Annotated in this window: 16 protein-coding genes; 8 read left to right on the top strand and 8 right to left on the bottom strand. The window is 66.9% G+C overall.

The genetic code is table 11. From position 1 onward, the window contains the following. Positions 1-2 precede the first annotated feature (2 nt). Positions 3-1775, top strand: coding sequence for a thiol reductant ABC exporter subunit CydD (gene cydD / locus NA11_RS31360; RefSeq protein ID WP_069165652.1), 1773 nt, complete (start codon positions 3-5; stop codon positions 1773-1775). Between the two features lie 105 nt (positions 1776-1880). Then, positions 1881-3665 carry an ATP-binding cassette domain-containing protein gene (locus NA11_RS31355; RefSeq protein ID WP_069165651.1) on the top strand — a complete coding sequence of 595 codons (1785 nt, stop codon included), beginning with the start codon at positions 1881-1883 and terminating at the stop codon, positions 3663-3665. A gap of 294 nt (positions 3666-3959) precedes the next feature. On the opposite strand, the gene NA11_RS31350 is transcribed toward NA11_RS31355, so the two are convergent. From NA11_RS31350 to NA11_RS31325, 6 genes are all read right to left on the bottom strand, one after another. After that, positions 3960-4667 carry a heme-binding beta-barrel domain-containing protein gene (locus tag NA11_RS31350; protein WP_069165650.1) on the bottom strand — a complete coding sequence of 236 codons (708 nt, stop codon included), beginning with the start codon at positions 4665-4667 and terminating at the stop codon, positions 3960-3962. Between the two features lie 201 nt (positions 4668-4868). Next, a complete protein-coding gene (locus tag NA11_RS31345; RefSeq protein WP_014981486.1) occupies positions 4869-5174 on the bottom strand; it encodes a DUF1416 domain-containing protein in 306 nt (101 codons plus the stop codon). Positions 5175-5176: 2 nt separating this feature from the next. Beyond that, positions 5177-6010, bottom strand: a complete 834-nt coding sequence (locus NA11_RS31340; RefSeq protein WP_069165649.1) for a sulfurtransferase — start codon at positions 6008-6010, stop codon at positions 5177-5179. Between the two features lie 28 nt (positions 6011-6038). Continuing rightward, on the bottom strand, positions 6039-6608 hold the full coding sequence (locus tag NA11_RS31335; protein WP_439957119.1) for a DUF4395 domain-containing protein: 570 nt from the start codon (positions 6606-6608) through the stop codon (positions 6039-6041). 310 nt (positions 6609-6918) lie between these two features. Further along, complete coding sequence (locus NA11_RS31330) at positions 6919-7359, bottom strand: thioredoxin family protein (protein WP_069165648.1); 441 nt, start codon at positions 7357-7359, stop codon at positions 6919-6921. Then, a complete protein-coding gene (locus NA11_RS31325) occupies positions 7356-8156 on the bottom strand; it encodes an LmeA family phospholipid-binding protein (RefSeq protein WP_069165647.1) in 801 nt (266 codons plus the stop codon). The genes NA11_RS31330 and NA11_RS31325 overlap by 4 nt, the downstream gene beginning before the upstream one ends. A 196-nt stretch (positions 8157-8352) precedes the next feature. Between NA11_RS31325 and NA11_RS31320 the strand changes: the two genes are divergently transcribed. From NA11_RS31320 to pstB, 6 genes are all read left to right on the top strand, one after another. Continuing rightward, entirely contained in the window at positions 8353-9114 is a 762-nt protein-coding gene (locus NA11_RS31320; protein WP_069165646.1) for a winged helix-turn-helix transcriptional regulator, read from the top strand. A gap of 174 nt (positions 9115-9288) precedes the next feature. Next, positions 9289-10209 carry a mycothiol synthase gene (mshD, locus tag NA11_RS31315; RefSeq protein WP_069165697.1) on the top strand — a complete coding sequence of 307 codons (921 nt, stop codon included), beginning with the start codon at positions 9289-9291 and terminating at the stop codon, positions 10207-10209. Between the two features lie 242 nt (positions 10210-10451). Beyond that, the gene (gene pstS, locus NA11_RS31310) at positions 10452-11564 is read left to right on the top strand and encodes a phosphate ABC transporter substrate-binding protein PstS (RefSeq protein WP_141717940.1); all 1113 of its coding nucleotides are present in this window, start codon (positions 10452-10454) and stop codon (positions 11562-11564) included. Positions 11565-11652: 88 nt separating this feature from the next. Beyond that, complete coding sequence (gene pstC, locus NA11_RS31305; RefSeq protein ID WP_069165645.1) at positions 11653-12624, top strand: phosphate ABC transporter permease subunit PstC; 972 nt, start codon at positions 11653-11655, stop codon at positions 12622-12624. Then, entirely contained in the window at positions 12624-13523 is a 900-nt protein-coding gene (gene pstA / locus NA11_RS31300) for a phosphate ABC transporter permease PstA (protein WP_069165644.1), read from the top strand. Before pstC ends, pstA begins: the two co-directional genes overlap by 1 nt. A gap of 9 nt (positions 13524-13532) precedes the next feature. Further along, positions 13533-14309 carry a phosphate ABC transporter ATP-binding protein PstB gene (gene pstB, locus NA11_RS31295; protein ID WP_069165643.1) on the top strand — a complete coding sequence of 259 codons (777 nt, stop codon included), beginning with the start codon at positions 13533-13535 and terminating at the stop codon, positions 14307-14309. A gap of 199 nt (positions 14310-14508) precedes the next feature. Here the strand turns inward: pstB and phoU are convergent, their stop codons facing one another. Together phoU and NA11_RS31285 are read right to left on the bottom strand one after the other, a co-directional pair. Continuing rightward, the gene (gene phoU, locus NA11_RS31290) at positions 14509-15171 is read right to left on the bottom strand and encodes a phosphate signaling complex protein PhoU (RefSeq protein ID WP_069165695.1); all 663 of its coding nucleotides are present in this window, start codon (positions 15169-15171) and stop codon (positions 14509-14511) included. A 101-nt stretch (positions 15172-15272) separates the two neighbouring features. Then, positions 15273-17062: LCP family protein (locus NA11_RS31285; protein WP_141717939.1), on the bottom strand; the 1790-nt coding region annotated here is incomplete at its 5' end.

Here is a 17062-nt window from a genome sequence, read left to right as displayed (position 1 = left end):
CTATGGCCCGCCCGCCCGTCGACCCGCGCCTGTGGCGGTACGCCCGCTCGGCTCGCCGCTACCTGGCGCTGAGTGTCGCACTGTCACTGGCGATCACCGGATCGATCGTGGTCGCGGCGGTCATGCTCGGCCGGGTGCTCGCCGGGGTCGTCACCGATCCCGGCGCGCGCACGCTCGGCGGGTGGACGACCGAACTGCTCGTGCTCACGGTGGCCATCGCCTGCCGGGTGCTGGTCACCTTGGCGCAATCGCGGCTTGCGCACCGGGCGGGCGCGAGCGTGGTCGCGGAGCTGGAAACCGCGGTGCTCGGCGCGGGTGCTCGCCTCGCACCGCGCGAACTCGAAACTCGGCGAACCGAACTCGCGGTCATCGTCGGCACCGGCCTGTCCGGGCTGCGCGGCTATCTCACGGGATACCTGCCCGCGCTGCTGCTTACCGTCCTGGTCCCGCCGATCGTGTTGGCGGTCATCGCGATCCACGATCCGATCTCCGGTCTGATCGTGGTGGTCACGCTGCCGCTGATCCCGATCTTCATGATCCTGATCGGTCTGCTGACCCAGGGGCGTGCCGAGGCGACCCTCGTTGCCACCACCCGGCTTTCGGATCAGCTCCTCGACCTGTTCGCAGGCATGCCGACGCTGCGGGCGCTCGGCCGCGAATCCGGCGCGAATCCGCCGGCGGCCGAGGCCGTTGCACCGAGCACCATGGCCGATCGGGTACGCGATCTCGGAGATGCCTTGCGGCAGCGAACCATGCGGGCGTTGCGGATCGCGTTCCTGTCCTCGATGGTGCTCGAGATGCTCGCGACCCTCAGCGTCGCTTTGATCGCCGTCTCCATCGGCCTGCGCCTCGTCTTCGGCGAGATGAGCCTTTACGCGGGCCTGGTTGCCCTCGTGCTGGCTCCGGAGGTGTATCTGCCGCTCCGTATGGTCGGCGAGCGATTCCATGCCGCACAGGACGGTATGGCGGCCGCCGACCGAGCCTTCGCTGTGCTCGAATCCAGTCCCGCCCCAGCCGATCCCGACCGCGACGGCATTCTGGCGCTCGAAAGGGAGTCGGTGCCTGCCCACTTCGCGGGTGTCCTCGAGCTGCGTGCACTTTCCGTTCGGGCACGGGACGGGTTCGCGCCCGCCGACCTGTCGGCGCGGGTGCTGCCCGGCGAGCTCACGGTGCTCGCCGGACCCAACGGCAGCGGCAAATCGACGGCAGTGCAAGCAATCCTGGGTTTGCTCGAGCCCGACGGCGGCTCGGTGACGGTGGACGGAATCGACGTATGGGCGCTACCCACTGACGAATGGTGGGCACGGGTCGCTTGGTTGCCGCAGCGACCGGTCCTGGTGCCGGGCACGCTGCGCGAAAACCTCGAACTCTTCGGCGCGCACACCAGTGCTTCCCCCGCACCAGGACCGGCCCGAATCGTCGACGAACTCGAAGCCGCCTGTCTGGCTACCGGATTCGATGCCGTCCTGGACGAGCTGCCCGACCGCTGGGACACCATCGTCGGCCCCGGCGGTGTCGGGCTTTCCCTCGGTCAGTGCCAGCGCTTGGCCCTCACCAGAGTCCTCGCCACCGACCGCCCGATCCTGCTCCTCGACGAACCCACCGCCCACCTCGACGCCGACAGCGAAGCGACGGTACTCGTCGCATTGGCGCAACGGGCCAGGGCAGGCGCCACCGTCCTCGTGATCGGCCACCGCCCAACAGTTCTCGCCGCCGCCGACCACATCGTGGAGGTGCATGCCACGACCGGCGAGCTCACCGAGATACGGGGGTGACCGGCCGATGCGCGAGGTCGTTGACGGGATATTTCGGTTCGGCGACAGCAGATTCGACGTGCCGACCGGCGCTGATCGACCGAGGGTGTCAGGGGTGATCCGCCGATGAGCGGGGCTACGGGATCGGCAGTTCGCAGCGCAGACGGCGGGCTGGTCGGGGATCTGCGACGCATGTGGACATTGCTCGAGTTGTCTCGGTGGCGGGTCGTGGTTGCGGTCGGGTGGGGGGTGCTCGCGCTCGGCAGCGGCCTCGGGCTTGCGGCGCTGGCCGCGTGGTTGATCGCTCGGGCGTGGGAGATGCCGCCGGTGCTGGATCTGAGCATTGCGGTGGTCACCGTGCGGGCGCTCGGGATTTCCCGGGGGCTGTGCCGGTATCTGGAACGGCTTGCTACGCACGATGTTGCGCTGCGGGCGATGGGGACGGCACGGACGACGGTCTATCGGACGTTGGCGCGGTCCGACGTCTGGCTACGCAGGCCCGGCGCCGGGCTGCGAGCAACGGCAGGCGCGGATCGGGCCGGGGAGGTTGCGCGCGCGGATCGGGTTGTTACCGTTGCCGGGCGTGCTGGTGATTCGGCGCGGGCCAGCGGTAACGCCCCCTTGCGGCGCGGGGATCTGCTCGTCCGAATCGGCAGCGACATAGACGATCTCGGCGCGGTCGTGGTGCGCGTCTTCGTTCCGGTCGCGGTCGCGGTCGTCCTCGCGACGGTTGCGATCGGACTGCTTGCCGCCATCTCGGTCGCCGCCGCCGCGATTCTGGCTGGTGCACTGGCGCTTTCGGGAATAGTGGCGCCGTGGTTGTCCGCGCGGGCGGCGCAGGAAGCCGAGCGCGCGGTGCGGGTGGATCGGGCGGAGTTCACCGCGCAGGCACTCACGGTGCTCGATCACGCGGCGGAGCTTCGGGTCGCTGGCCGGCTCGATGCGGCACTCGACGCTGCCGCCGAGGCATCTCGGCGCGCGGTGACCGCGGAAGATGCGGCCGCCGCGCGCAGCGCCTGGTCCGCCGCGGCAACTCCGCTCGCCATCGGTGCAAGTGTGCTTGGCGCCTTGCTGATCGGCGTCACGCTCTATGGTCCGTCCGGCGGCGCACCGGGTGCGATGACACCCATGGCGCTCGCCGTGCTGGTCCTGCTCCCGCTGTCGGCATTCGAGGCGGTCGGCCCCCTGCCTGCCGCAGCGCAGGCGCTCGCCACCGCACGCGCAGCACTGCATCGCCTGACCGCGGCCGAGCACTCCGCGTCGAGGGACGGTGCGAGTGCGGACCGAGTAGCGGCACAACAACTCCCGGAGCTCCCGAGCGGCCGTCGCATCGCCGTGGTCGGGCCGAGCGGGGCTGGGAAGACCACGCTGCTGATGGTGTGGGCCGGGCTGTTCGGCACCCCACGTCCCGGGGTCACCTTCTTCGCGGAGGATGCCCACCTGTTCGGTACCTCGATCCTCGAGAACCTGCGGGTGGCCCGCGGTGACCTCACCGCGGACGAGGCGGAAACCGCTTTGCGCACAGCGGGTCTCGGCGACTGGCTGGCGGCACTACCGGAGGGCGTGCACACCGATCTGATCGGCGGCGCCGCCGCGGTGTCGGGTGGTCAGCGTCGCCGAATTCTGTTGGCGCGTGCTCTTGTCGCGCCCGCCCAGGTGTTGCTGCTCGACGAGCCCACCGAGCACATGGAGTCCGAGGCCGGCGCACAGCTGTTGCGCGAGTTGCTCGATGCCGACAGCGGGCTCGTGGCGCCTGATCGAACTGTGGTGGTCGTCACACATCAATTATCGTCGGACCACCGCGCGGACGTCATCGTGCGAGTCGACGCATCATCGCAGGTGACGGTCGATTTTCTCGATCATTCGATGACCTCTTCCGCCCGTGGAGAAATTCCGTTGCCGACCCGCTGACTCCTCGCTAAATTCATCAGTACGCGAGGAAGGAGGTGGTTCCAAGAATGGTTATTCAAAGGACACGTGAGGTGGCTGCGCGCTAGCGCCACCGCTGCAGGTGATTCGCCCGCGCGAGCGCTGACGAAAACCACGCAGTCACCCGACCCCCGAGCCCCTGGTTGAGTCCGACCAGGACCCGTGCGCCCCAACCGCGCACCGGTAGGGCTCGGGGGTCGTTCTCGTCCGCCCCTCCGAGTTACCCATGTTCTCGCGAGATCTGTTGTCCCGGTACGGAAAGAGATGAGCGGTAAGTCAGCCGATGTAGCGCTGTAGGCGGGCGGATAGGCGGGGGGCCAGCGGGCCGTCGGCCACCACGCGCTCCTCGACGTAGGCGAGGTCGCCGCCTTCGACGATGCCGTACAACCGCTTCGCGCCGCCGACCACGATGCCGGACTGGCTGCGGATCACCACGTCGGTGGCGAGTTCCCAGGACGACTGGGTGAGTGCCTGGCCGTAGAAGAGTTCGACGATGCCGGTGCTGTGCGTGAGCAGCAGCTCGATCACCTCGTCGTTGCCGTCGATGCCGACCCGCCAGAATCCGCTCTCACGCAGATCGGGGCCGCCGTACTCGCCCTTGGCGTCGATCACCCAGGACCGGGATTCCCACGACAGGTAGTCGCCACCATCGTGCGAGACGACGATCTGCTGCCCGAACCGGTAGTCGCCACGGTCGGGGTTGTTGCCTTCGCCCTCACCACGCCACACGCCGACCATCGGCAACAGCGCGAGCATGGACGCGCTGAGATCCGGCCCGAGGCGCAGATTGGCGGTATCGACGGGCAGCGGCAGATCGGGTAGCGCCGGAATGTTGCGGGCTCCGGTGGCCTTGGCGCGCTCAGCGGCCTCTGACACGGCTTGATCGCCGCTGCGACGGCCGGGTACGTCGGCCGCAGCGTTGCCGTTCAGTTGTTCACTCGCTCGCTCGGCTGGGCTGGAACCTTCGCTCGCGAGTTCGCTCATGACTCGGTGAACAGCCGATAGAAGACGTACAGACCGAACCAGCCGATCAGGATGGCGACGGCCACCAGCAGAATCTCGAAGAAGACGACCACATTTGGAGTCTAACGACAACAGCGAGCCGGTACACAAACGACCCCGGTGCTTCCCGTCATAGTGGGGAAGCCCGGGGCCGTTAGCTGCGTGAGGTTTCTTACATCCGTTTTACTTGGCGACCGCGACGTCGACGGGGTGAATGCCCGCACCGTCGGGACGGATCTCCGCGGAGCCGTTGCCCGCCGAGGAGAGCGCACGCACGGTCCATGCGCCCGGTGCCGCGAAGAAGCGGAAGTCGCCGGTGCCCGAGGCGACGACCTCGGCGGTGAAGTCACCGTTGCCGTCGAGCAGGCGCACGAACGCGCCGCCGACCGGCTGCCCGTCGGTGCTCAGGACGCGGCCGGTGATGACCGTCTCCTTCTCCACGTCGACGCCTGCGGGGATGGCCTGACCCTGGGTAGGTGCTGCGCACATGGTTATGCTCCCAACTCGATCGGTGCACCGACGAGGGAGCCGTACTCGGTCCAGCTCCCGTCGTAGTTCTTGACATTGCTGTGGCCGAGCAACTCCTGCAGCACGAACCAGGTGTGCGAGGAACGCTCGCCGATCCGGCAGTAGGCGATGGTCTGCTTCTCGCCGTCCAGGCCCGCTTCCTTGTAGAGCTCGGCGAGCTCGCCGTCGGACTTGAAGGTGCCGTCTTCGTTCGCGGCCTTGCTCCACGGCACGTTGATGGCACCGGGGATGTGGCCGGGGCGCTGGCTCTGTTCCTGCGGCAGGTGCGCGGGGGCCAGGATCTTGCCGGAGAACTCGTCGGGCGAACGGACGTCGACCAGGTTCTTGGTGCCGATCGCGGCGATGACCTCGTCGCGGAAGGCGCGGATCGACACGTCGGGGGCGGCCGCCTTGTAGGTGGTGGCCGGGCGGCTGACGCCGTCGGTGGACAGCGGACGGCCGTCGAGCTCCCACTTCTTGCGGCCGCCGTCGAGCAGCTTGACGTTGTTGTGGCCGTACAGCTTGAAGTACCAGTAGGCGTAGGCGGCGAACCAGTTGTTGTTGCCGCCGTACAGCACAACCTCGTCGTCGTTCGAAATGCCGCGCGCCGAGAGCAGATCGGAGAACTGCTCCTGGTTCACGAAGTCACGACGAACCTGATCCTGCAGGTCCTTCTTCCAGTCGAGCCGGACGGCGCCCTCGATGTGGCCACCGTCGTAGGCGGAGGTGTCCTCGTCGACCTCGACGAATACGACGCCGGGGGCGTTGAGGTTCTCTTCGGCCCAGTCCACGGAGACCAGGACATCGGAGCGAGCCATGTTGTTCCTTTCAGATGACTTGCAAGGGTCAGTTCGGTGCCGGGGACGGGGTGGCCCGACGGAAGCGGGCGACCAGTGGATAGATCTGGCAGCCCAGGCAAATCCCGAACGCCGCGTTCAAAAACGCTGCGAACAGGGCAAAGCCGGCGAACACCACGCCGACAACTGTGGAGCCGAGCACGAAGCCCAGCAGGCTGGCCACCGCGAAGACGAGGCCGAGCAGCTGCGCGAACTTCAGCGGCGGCACGGGTTCGGTCTCGGTGGTCGGTGCCACGCGCGGCGCGACGAACTTCGCGTAGATGCGGCCGTACGGATGCTTGCGCGGTCCGTAGGCGGCGCCGATCGCGAAGACGACGGCTTGGATGGCGATGAGCACCGCGGCGGCGACGGGGGAGAAGATGGCGGCGATCAGCACCAGGACCAGGACGGCGGTGGTGATCCACGCGGCGAAGCGTGGGCCGCGAACATCGACGTGAGCGGCAGGCCCGGAGGCGGTAGCTTGCGTCACCACGGAGGGACCCGGGAGCGGCGCATCAGATGCTGCCTGTCCGTTGGCATTTGGCTGATTCTGCGAAGTATTACGGATCTCAGTGGACATTATGCGTACTCCTGAGCTTGATGCGACTGGTGGCGGGAAAATTGCCAGTTCGCCGGGGGATCAAGAGATCACTCGCGCGGCGAACAAAGGTCGGCGTCAGGAAATCTGAGAGGGCCGACCGCTCAGCGGCACAGGCAGCAACAACCACCGAGGCGACACAGATCCACTGTGCGGCGTCGGGTGAGCATCAGCTCGTGGTTGGAAAGCACGAATGCAGTTTACCCAATTGGGCGGGGTAATTGGAGCCCGGGTTGCAGACAGTTCCGAATTGGGTCTGTCAAGGCGGCTATGCGGGTGGCGCGTTCGTGCGCTACGCGGCCACGGTCAGCGGCTCGAGCGCCGTGCGCAGATCGGTCACCTTCGGCACGCCGGAGATCCGAAAGCGTTCGCGGCCTTCACTATCGAAGACGAACGTGGTCGGCAGCGAGAGCACGTTGAGCTCCTTGGCCAGCGCGGGCTCGGCGTCGATGTCGACCTCGATGTCCAGCGGCGGCTGCGGCGACTCGGCCAGCTGGCCGGTGACATCGGCGACCACGCGCCGGACCGCGGCGCACGGCCCGCACCAGTCGGCGGAGAAGTGCAGCACGGCGGGGCCGGTTCCGGTGACGCCGACGGTGGCGAGCAGATCGGCGCGCGCGGACCGGGTTTCGATGACGTCGGCGACCCGGACCTTGCCGTCCCTGCGGCGCAGCACGATCCCCACCGCCACCGCGGCGAGCAACATCACTGCCAGAATTGTGATTTCAATCATGGTTGCTGCAATCGGTCGAGGTCGATCGTGACGTTCACGCCCTTGCCCTGCACCACGATTTGTCCGCCGTCTGCACGGACTTTCATGGGCTGGACACCGAACGGCAATTCCTTGATGTCGATAGTACGGGTGAACGCCGCGAGCACCGCTGGGCGTTGCTGCTCGGGCAGCATCGCGACCGGGACGGTGGTGGCGTCCGCGCCCTTGCACGAGCCGGTCGCCACGATCTTGACCTGACCGCCGTCGAGGAACAGGTCGGCCTGCACGGCCACGTTCTCGCCGGCGAACTGGGCGCCCGACTGCTCGGGCATGGTGCCGGTGAGGCACAGCTTGCCGTCGGTGGTGGTCATCCCCGATCCGCCGGAGCCGCCGGTGCCGTCGGATTTATCTGCCTCGGCGCCGTGCACCTGCAGGTTCGGGATGTTGAACAGCCTGCCGAGCTCGGTCGGCTTGATCCGCAGCGAGCTGTCGATCTGCTCCACCGGGACGTTGCGCAGGCTGCCGTCGACCAGCTCGCGCATCGGCAGCCGCACGCCGGTCAGCGTCGCCTCGAGCGGGAGCTCACCCGGAATATCGGGGCGCTTGCCGTAGGCCCGCATCAGCACCTTGTCGTAGCGGCCGTTGGCGGCTTCGACAAGGAACGGAAAGCTGCCGATGGACACCTCGGGGTCGGCGGCGAGGTCGGCGCCCGTGCGTAGCGCGCGCGAGACTCGATATTCCGAATAGGCCGCGACGCCGAAATCGATGACCACTGCCAGTCCCGCGAGAATCAGCAGCCCGATGATGAGCTTGCGCATTGCTGAACCTTATCGGCACCGTGCCTACGGTGCATTTCTGGTATCAGACATATCACTTGGGGTGCGTCGGCAACCCGGATGGCGAGGTCATCGGGGTTCACAGGCTAATCTTGCATCCGAATTACCTGTGATCAGCGACGTGGCCCCCGGCAGTGTGGCTGTTGTCCTCGGAGCTACGAGATGGGAGGAGAAGCTTGTGGAGCTGCTCCTGCTGACCTCTGACCCCAACCCCGAGTCGGTGCTGCCCTCGTTGGCCTTGCTGGCGCACAACGTGCGTCCGGCGCCCACCGAGGTCTCGTCGCTGCTCGAGGCGGGATCCGCGGATGTCGCACTTGTCGACGCGCGCACCGATCTCGCCGCCGCGCGCGGCCTGTGCCGCCTGCTCGGCAGCACCGGTTCGTCGGTGCCGGTCGTCGCGGTGCTGACCGAGGGCGGCCTGGTCGCGGTGAACGCGGACTGGGGCCTCGACGACATCTTGCTGCCAGGCACCGGGCCTGCCGAGCTGGACGCCAGGCTGCGGCTGCTCGTCGGCCGCAACGGCGGCGTCGCCAGCCCGGAGAACAGCGGCAAGATCACCCTCGGTGAGCTGGTGATCGACGAGGGCACCTACACCGCGCGGTTGCGCGGGCGTCCGCTCGATCTCACCTACAAGGAATTCGAACTGCTCAAGTATCTTGCGCAGCACGCAGGCCGGGTGTTCACCAGGGCCCAGCTGCTGCAGGAGGTCTGGGGCTACGACTTCTTCGGCGGCACCCGCACGGTCGATGTGCACGTCCGACGGCTGCGCGCCAAGCTCGGCAGCGAGTACGAGTCGCTGATCGGCACCGTGCGCAATGTCGGCTACAAGGCGGTGCGGCCGTCGCGGACCGCGAAGGGCGAGGCGGTGCCTGTCGCGGACGACGAGCAGGAGGGGACCGACGACGTGCCGCTCGCTCCGGTCAACGGCTCTGCGCAGTGAGCTCGGCGCCCGCGCCGGATAATCCGAAATACCGGCGCGTCATTATGCGTTCGCATGACGTTCAAGCGTCCGATTGGTGCCGCCGACCGGCCGCGAAATGTTGAGCGACGGAATGACGTTGTCCGGGTGGGGAACCCGCTCGGGGACCCGACATCCGGCGACGAATGGAGTCCGATGACCGGCGCGGCAACACGGTGGACCGAGCGCATCGGCGCGGAAGCGGCCGCCGAGGTCCGGCAGTTGCTCGACCGGGCGACCGCCGCCGACGGGGTTGCTCCGATCTCCGAACAAGCCGTTCTTTCGCTGGCGACGGCCGACGAACCCGAGGTGAGGCACCTGCTCGCCGAGCAGGACGGCCGGATTGCCGGATACGCGAATCTTGTTCCCGCGCATGGTGAACATCCCGCCATGGCCGAGGTCGCGGTCGACCCGCCCGCGCGCGGCAATGGCATCGGCACCGGCCTGGTCACGGCCGCGCTCGCCGAGGGCGGGCCAGGTGCCAGGGTCTGGGCGCACGGCGATCGGCCCGCCGCCAAAGCCGTCGCGGCTCGTCTCGGTCTACATACCGCGCGTGAGTTGTGGCAAATGCGCAGGGCGCTGGCAACGCCAGAGCTACCTGCTCTTCCCGTTCGAAGTGGAGTGACTCTCCGCACTTACTCCGGACCTGCCGACAACGCCGAATTGCTGCGCGTGAACAACGCCGCCTTCGCGTGGCATCCAGAACAGGGCGGCTGGTCCGAACGCGACATCGAGGCACGGCACGCCGAGCCGTGGTTCGACCCGAAAGGTCTGTTCCTCGCGACCGACACCGCGCACCCGGAGCGGGTCCTCGGATTCCATTGGACCAAGGTGCATTACGACGAAAAACCGCCGACCGGTGAGGTGTACGTGGTCGGCATCGATCCGGCCGCGCAAGGGCGCGGGCTCGGCCGCCTGCTCACCCTCGCCGGTCTGCACTACCTGCGCGATCGCGGCCTCGCCGAGGTGCTGCTCTACACCGAGGCCGACAACGCCGCTGCCGTACACACTTACACCCGACTCGGGTTCGCTCCCGCGCATATCGATGTCGCGTATTCGGCGGCCGAAACTGAATAGCAGGGGCCGCTCCGGGGGTGCCTGAGTAAAACTGCGGCTAATGTCACACATAACGGGCTCAATCGCGCTTGCCTGTTCACCCGCCGTTCACTCAGGTCGGTCCAGCTGTCAACCACGTGACTTTACGTTGATTGGTGGGGAGCCCACGGCTGCCTGGTGCGCAAGCTTCTCGCGAACTGCACCACATCACCCGTCCGGGCCGGTGAGGGACCGGGCGAGTAGGACGCCTTCACGGAGGAATAGTGAATCTCAAGCGCAGCAGCGCCCTTGCGGGTGTGCTGGCCGTCGGTGCCATGACGCTCGTCGCGTGCGGCAGTGATGAAAACACGCCGTCGGACCCCGCGAACGCAGCCAACAGCAGCGTCGCCTGTGGCGGTAAGAAGGCGCTCAAGGCCAGCGGTGCGACGGCGCAGAAGAACGCCATGGACCGCTTCGTCGCCGCCTACGAGGCGAACTGTGACGGCTACACGCTCAACTACACCTCGAGCGGCTCGGGCGCGGGCGTCAACGAATTCATCGGCGGCCAGACCGATTTCGGTGGCTCCGACTCACCGCTGAGCTCGAAGAAGGAAGAGCCTGCCAAGGCGCAGGAGCGATGCGGCGCACCGGCGTGGAACCTGCCCACCGTGTTCGGCCCGATCGCGATCACCTACAACATCGACGGCGTGACCGATCTGGTGCTGGACGGCCCGACCGCAGCCAAGGTCTTCAACGGCGCCATCGCCACCTGGGATGCCCCCGAGATCAAGGCACTGAACCCGAACGCCAAGCTGCCGTCCGACAAGATCGCTGTGATCTTCCGCAGCGATGAGTCCGGCACCACCGACAACTTCCAGCTCTACCTGGACGCGGCCTCCGACGGCGCGTGGGGCAAGGGCGCGGGCAAGGCCTTCACCGGCGGTGTCGGCGAGGGCGCGAAGGGCAACGAGGGCACCTCGGCCGCGATCAAGAACACCAAGAACGCCATCACCTACAACGAGTGGTCGTTCGCGAAGTCGCAGAACCTGTCCATCGCGCAGATCATCACCTCGGCCGCCAAGACCCCGGTGAAGCTGGACACCGCGTCCGCGGGCAAGGCCATCGACGGTGTGAAGATCAAGGGTGAGGGTAACGACCTGGTGCTCGACACCAGCTCGTTCTACAAGCCGACCGAGGCGGGGGCGTACCCGATCGTGCTGGCCACCTACGAGATCGTGTGCTCCAAGTACAAGGACGCGGAAACCGCCAAGGCAGTCAAGGCGTTCCTGAACTCGGCCACCACCAACGGCCAGAAGGGCCTTGACGAGGCCGGTTACATCCCGATCCCGGACAAGTTCAAGACACGCCTCAACACCGCGATCAACGCCATCTCCTGATCGCATCGCCATGACCGTGCACCCTGAGGTGGCCGCTGCGGGCTCGTCGGACTCGATGGGCCCGCATGCGGCTGGAGATACTTCGCAAATGCCGAGCACACCTAGCACCGAACCGGCCAAAGCCAAGGGCCGTCAGTTCCACAGCCAGCGCGCCGAGATCATCTTCCGGTCATTGGCGACGGCAGCCGGTGCGACTATTGTCGCCGCCATCGCATTGATCGCGATATTCCTGCTGATTCGCGCAGTGCCCTCGGTCATGGCGAACGAAGCAAACTTCGTCACCAGCACCGAATTCAGCACCGGCGATGCCGACCACCTACGGTTCGGTATCAGGGACCTGTTCATGGTCACGGTGCTGAGTTCGATCTTCGCGCTGGTGATCGCGGTACCCATCGGGGTGGGTATCGCGTTGTTCCTCACCCACTACTCGCCGAAGATACTGGCGCGTCCGTTCGCGATGCTCGTCGACCTGCTGGCCGCGGTACCGTCGATCGTGTTCGGTCTCTGGGGCTTCCTGGTGCTCGCGCCCCAGCTGGAACCGGTACAGACCTTCCTGAACGACAACCTCGGCTGGTTCTTCCTGTTCTCTGACGGCAATGTGTCGATCGGCGGCGGCGGCACGATCTTCACGGCGGGCATCGTCCTCGCGGTGATGATCCTGCCGATCATCACCTCGGTTTCCCGTGAGGTCTTCAACCTGACTCCGGCCGAACACATCGAGGCCGCCCACGCGTTGGGCGCTACGAAGTGGGAGATGGTGCGGATGACTGTGCTGCCCTACGGTCGCAGCGGTGTGATCGCCGGCTCCATGCTCGGCCTCGGTCGTGCGCTCGGTGAGACGATCGCGGTACTGGTGGTGCTGCGTACTTCGGCGCAGGCGGGGCACTGGTCGGTGTTCGACGGCGGCTACACGTTCGCCTCCAAAATCGCCTCCGCGGCTTCGGAATTCAGTTCTCCGCTGCCGACAGGCGCTTACATTGCCGCAGGCTTCGTGCTATTCGCGCTGACATTCGTCGTCAACGCGCTGGCACGGCTCGCGGCAGGCGGAAGGGTGAACTGATGACAACGACGCTCGACAAGCCGATCAAGGCGCCGACGTTCCGGCATGTGAGCACAAGCAGGCGGATCCGCAACAACGTCGCGACCGGCGTGGTCTGGGTGTGCTTCGCGATCGCGCTGATTCCGCTGGCCTGGGTGCTCATCATGGTGGTGAGCAAGGGCTTCGACGCGATCGCGTCGCTGGACTGGTGGCAGAAGTCGCAGAAGGGCATCCTGCCCGAACAGTCCGGAGGCGGTGTCTACCACGCGATCTACGGCACCATCGTGCAGTCGGCCGTCGCCGCGGTGATCGCGGTGCCGCTCGGCATCATGGCCGCCGTCTACCTGGTCGAGTACGGACGCGGCTGGCTCGCGAAGACCACAACGTTCATGGTGGACATCCTGGCGGGTGTGCCGTCCATCGTCGCGGCGCTGTTCATCTTCGCGCTGTGGATCGCTACCTTCGGAGCTCCGCAGAGTTCCTTCGCCGTGTCGTTGGCTCTGGTGCTGCTGATGCTGCCGGTGGTGGTACGCAGCACCGAGGAAATGCTGAAGCTCGTTCCGAACGAGTTGCGTGAGGCGTCCTACGCATTGGGGATTCCGAAGTGGAAGACGATCGTGCGGATCGTCGTACCGACCGCGGCCCCGGGCATGATCAGCGGCATCCTGCTCGCCCTCGCCCGCGTCATGGGCGAGACCGCGCCGGTGCTGGTCCTCGTGGGTTACGCCAAGTCGATCAACACCAACCTCTTCGACGGCAACATGGCCTCGCTGCCGCTGCTGATCTACCAAGAGCTGGCGAACCCGGAGGCCGCAGGCAGGGAGCGCGTGTGGGGCGCGGCACTGACGCTGATCCTGCTCATCGCGCTGCTGTACGCGGCGGCCGCGGTCGTCAACAAGCTGCTTACGCGGAACCGATAGGAAACTCAGATGGCCAAGCGGATCGACGTCAAAGACCTGAACATCTACTACGGCAAGTTCCACGCGGTCGCCGACGTGAAGCTGAACGTGTTGCCGCGCAGTGTGACCGCCTTCATCGGACCGTCGGGTTGCGGTAAGTCCACGGTGCTGCGCTCGCTCAACCGCATGCACGAGGTGATTCCCGGCGCCCGCGTCGAAGGTGCGGTGCTGCTGGACGGCGAAGACATCTACGGTGCGACTGTCGACCCGGTCGGCGTGCGGCGCACCATCGGCATGGTGTTCCAGCGCCCGAACCCGTTCCCCACCATGTCGATTCGCGACAATGTGGTGGCCGGGCTCAAGCTGCAGGGCGTGCGCAACAAGAAGGAGCTCGACGAGGTCGCCGAGCGCTCGCTGCGCGGCGCGAACCTGTGGAACGAGGTCAAGGATCGGCTCGACAAGCCGGGTGGCGGCCTGTCCGGCGGTCAGCAGCAGCGACTGTGCATCGCCCGTGCGATCGCGGTGTCCCCGGACGTGCTGCTGATGGACGAGCCGTGTTCGGCGCTCGACCCGATCTCCACGCTCGCGATCGAGGACCTGATCACCGAGCTGAAGAAGGAATTCACGATCGTCATCGTCACCCACAACATGCAGCAGGCTGCGCGTGTGAGTGACCAGACCGGCTTCTTCAACCTGGAGGCTCAGGGCAAGCCGGGTCGGCTGATCGAGATCGACGACACCGAGAAGATCTTCTCCAACCCCGGCCAGAAGGCGACGGAAGACTACATCTCCGGTCGCTTCGGCTAAAAGTACCGCGCCGCAAGACCAGAAAGGCCCACACCGGATAGGTGCGGGCCTTTTCTGCGTGTGTCAGCCGGAGCGAGTGTGTCGTCTATGGCGTTCGGGCGGCGGCAGCGCAGCCGGGATGTCGGGCGCTGCCGGAGGTTTTGGGTAAGGCATACCGAATAGGTTGGGTATCAACCTATTCGGGGAAGACCAGGCTTTCTCAAGCCTCGACGTCCGGGTCCGGCGGAAGCACGCCGGTGACGAGGAAGATGACGCGGCGGCCGATTTCGACGGCGTGGTCGGCGAAGCGCTCGTAGTAGCGGCCGAGCAGCGTGACGTCGACCGCAGCGGCGACGCCGTACTTCCAGTCCCGGTCCATCAGCAGGCTGAAGAGGTGACGGTGCAGATCGTCCATCGCCTCGTCGTCCTCGTTGAGCTGCGCGGCGCGCTCCGGATCACGGGTCTCCAGCACCTCTTTGGCGCCTGCGCCCATGTTGACGGCGATGCGGCCCATCTCGGCGAAGTAGCCGTTGACCGCCTCGGGTAGCGCGTGATTGGGGTGCCGCCTGCGCGCCACCTTGGCGACGTGCAGTGCCAGTGCGCCCATGCGGTTCACGTCGGCAACGATCTGGATCGCGCTCACCACTTGCCGCAGGTCGCCAGCGACCGGTGCCTGCAACGCAAGCAGCGCGAACGCTTTCTCCTCGGCGTCCTGGATCAGCTCGGCGATCCGGTCGGACTCGGTGATCACCTGCTCTGCCAGAGCGAGGTCGGCTTGGAGCAATGACTGGGTGGCCCGATCCATGGCCGCCCCCGCCAGGCCGGCCATCTCGCCCAACAGGTGGGCGAGATCGGCCATTTGCTCGTTGTAGATGACACGCATGAAATCAGACATTAGTTCCCGGCGCTGACGGTGTCACCAACGGAGGGTGAATGCCCGGTGCCGATGGTTAGCGGTGGTGTTGCCGCAGGTGGGGGCGGTATCTACTTGCAGGTGTCGTCGGCGGCGTTCATGTGCTCCAGATCGGAGGGCAGCACGACCGGCGTCGCGTCCGCGGCGGGCGTGGTCGACACGTTCGTGATCGGGTCGCCGAACGGGGTCGGCGGCTTGATCACCCCGCCGTAGTTCTCGCCGAGCACGACCTCGACGGTGGCGCCGAGCTCGTTGGCCATCTCCAACGTTGCTCCGGCGATCGAGGTGGCGACCGTCGCCGCCTCGGCCTCGTGCCCGCTGGAGTAACGGATCTTGGTGGTCTTCGAGGACCCCTCCGAGAAGTTGCCGGTGCTGTTGATCTGGAAACCCTGGTTGGCCAGCTTGGTGGCCGCGGTCGCCGCCATGCCCGCCGTCCCGGTGCCGTTGGAGACCAGCAGCGGGACGCTGCCCGGGTTGACCGCGGTCAGCTTCGGCGGGGCGGGCGGCGGTGCCGTGCTCGACTCGGGCGCAGGCGGCGCCTTCTTCTCGCCGGGCAGCGGCCGGTCGTCGATGATCGCGCGGAAGAGGGCCTTGATGTCGGTCTCGCGCGGGATCTCGTTGCCGTAGGAGGTGGTGCCCGCGGTCGGGATGGTCAGGAAGGTCACCGCGCCCGCGTCGACCTTCTGCAGCGAACGGCCGAGGGTCAGCAGTGCTTTCGCATCCACCTTGTCCACCCAGGTGTGCTCGGTGAACGCAGCGATGAAGCCATTCAACTTGCCTGGATCGAACAGCACCCTGCCGGACAGCGCACCGCGCAGCAGCGACGCCAGGAACCGCTGCTGGCGGTTGATGCGGTCGTAGTCGCTGCGCTCTTCGCCCTTGACGTGCCTGGCACGGACGTAGTTGAGCGCGGTCTCGCCGGAGATGTGTTGCTGGCCCGTGGTTTCCAGGACCGTGCCGAGGACATCGTCGACGATCGGCTTGGTCGTGCAGATATCAACGCCGCCGACCTGATCGACCATCCGCTCGAACCCGGCGAAGTCGATGCTGATGAAGTGCCCGATGGTCAGGCCTGTCATCTTCTTGATCACGTTCACCAGGCACTTCGGTCCGCCGAGCGCGTAGACGGCGTTGAGCTTGTCGCCGATGGCCGACGGGAAGGATTCGGTGGTGTACTGGACCTTTTCGTTGTCCCAGCCGTTGCACACCGGGCGGGTGACATCGAGGTCGCGGGGGAAGGAGACGACGACGACCCGCGAGCGGTTCTTCGGGATGTTCACCAGCATGACCGTGTCCGCGCGCGAACCTTCGGCGTCGTCGAGCGTGCCTGCGCCGAGCTGGCCGTTGGCGCCGACCCTGGTGTCGGTGCCGACCAGCAGGAAGTTCTCGTCACCGAGCTGCGCGCCCGAGTCGACGACATCGTCGTCGTTGCCGTCGATCGCCTCCACCTGAGTGAAGCCGTCGGTGGTGTAGCGCAGATAGCTCCAGCCGCCACCGGTGGACAGCAGACAGAGCACGGCGAACATCACCAGGGTCGAGCGTCCGATGACGAGCAGGCGCTTGTTCCTGCGCTGTTTACTGGCCGCCAGCCGGGACAGGGGGACAGCGCCGACCGATTTGGGTGGTGCGGCACCGTCGCTGCCCTTGCTGTCCTTCTTGCGCTTGGCACGCGGGGTCTCGTCGAGCGGCGGCAGGATGTCGGTGACCTCTTCGGCCGCCTCCTGTTCGGCGCGTGCGGGCGGCGGAGTGCGCCTGCTGTCCTCGGCGGGCGGGCGCCGGTCCGGCGTCCGCGCGGCGGGGGTGCCCGCGATGTCCTGGGCTACCGGGGAACTGCCCGTGCGCGGCGGCGCGGCGGCCGGGC

Source organism: Nocardia altamirensis NBRC 108246 (assembly GCF_001612685.1).
GTDB classification, from domain to species: domain Bacteria; phylum Actinomycetota; class Actinomycetes; order Mycobacteriales; family Mycobacteriaceae; genus Nocardia; species Nocardia altamirensis.
This window is presented reverse-complemented; position numbering and strand designations above follow the sequence as displayed.

Bases quoted from the DNA above. Each gene is read 5' to 3' on its own strand.
- NA11_RS31355 (WP_069165651.1), top strand. From the start codon at position 1,881: ATGAGCGGGGCTACGGGATCGGCAGTTCGCAGCGCAGACGGCGGGCTG.
- pstC (WP_069165645.1), top strand. From the start codon at position 11,653: ATGCCGAGCACACCTAGCACCGAACCGGCCAAAGCCAAGGGCCGTCAG.
- phoU (WP_069165695.1), bottom strand. From the start codon at position 15,171: ATGCGTGTCATCTACAACGAGCAAATGGCCGATCTCGCCCACCTGTTG.
- mshD (WP_069165697.1), top strand. From the start codon at position 9,289: ATGACCGGCGCGGCAACACGGTGGACCGAGCGCATCGGCGCGGAAGCG.
- pstB (WP_069165643.1), top strand. From the start codon at position 13,533: ATGGCCAAGCGGATCGACGTCAAAGACCTGAACATCTACTACGGCAAG.
- NA11_RS31350 (WP_069165650.1), bottom strand. From the start codon at position 4,667: ATGAGCGAACTCGCGAGCGAAGGTTCCAGCCCAGCCGAGCGAGCGAGT.
- NA11_RS31345 (WP_014981486.1), bottom strand. From the start codon at position 5,174: ATGTGCGCAGCACCTACCCAGGGTCAGGCCATCCCCGCAGGCGTCGAC.
- NA11_RS31325 (WP_069165647.1), bottom strand. From the start codon at position 8,156: ATGCGCAAGCTCATCATCGGGCTGCTGATTCTCGCGGGACTGGCAGTG.
- NA11_RS31335 (WP_439957119.1), bottom strand. From the start codon at position 6,608: ATGTCCACTGAGATCCGTAATACTTCGCAGAATCAGCCAAATGCCAAC.
- NA11_RS31330 (WP_069165648.1), bottom strand. From the start codon at position 7,359: ATGATTGAAATCACAATTCTGGCAGTGATGTTGCTCGCCGCGGTGGCG.
- cydD (WP_069165652.1), top strand. From the start codon at position 3: ATGGCCCGCCCGCCCGTCGACCCGCGCCTGTGGCGGTACGCCCGCTCG.
- NA11_RS31340 (WP_069165649.1), bottom strand. From the start codon at position 6,010: ATGGCTCGCTCCGATGTCCTGGTCTCCGTGGACTGGGCCGAAGAGAAC.
- pstA (WP_069165644.1), top strand. From the start codon at position 12,624: ATGACAACGACGCTCGACAAGCCGATCAAGGCGCCGACGTTCCGGCAT.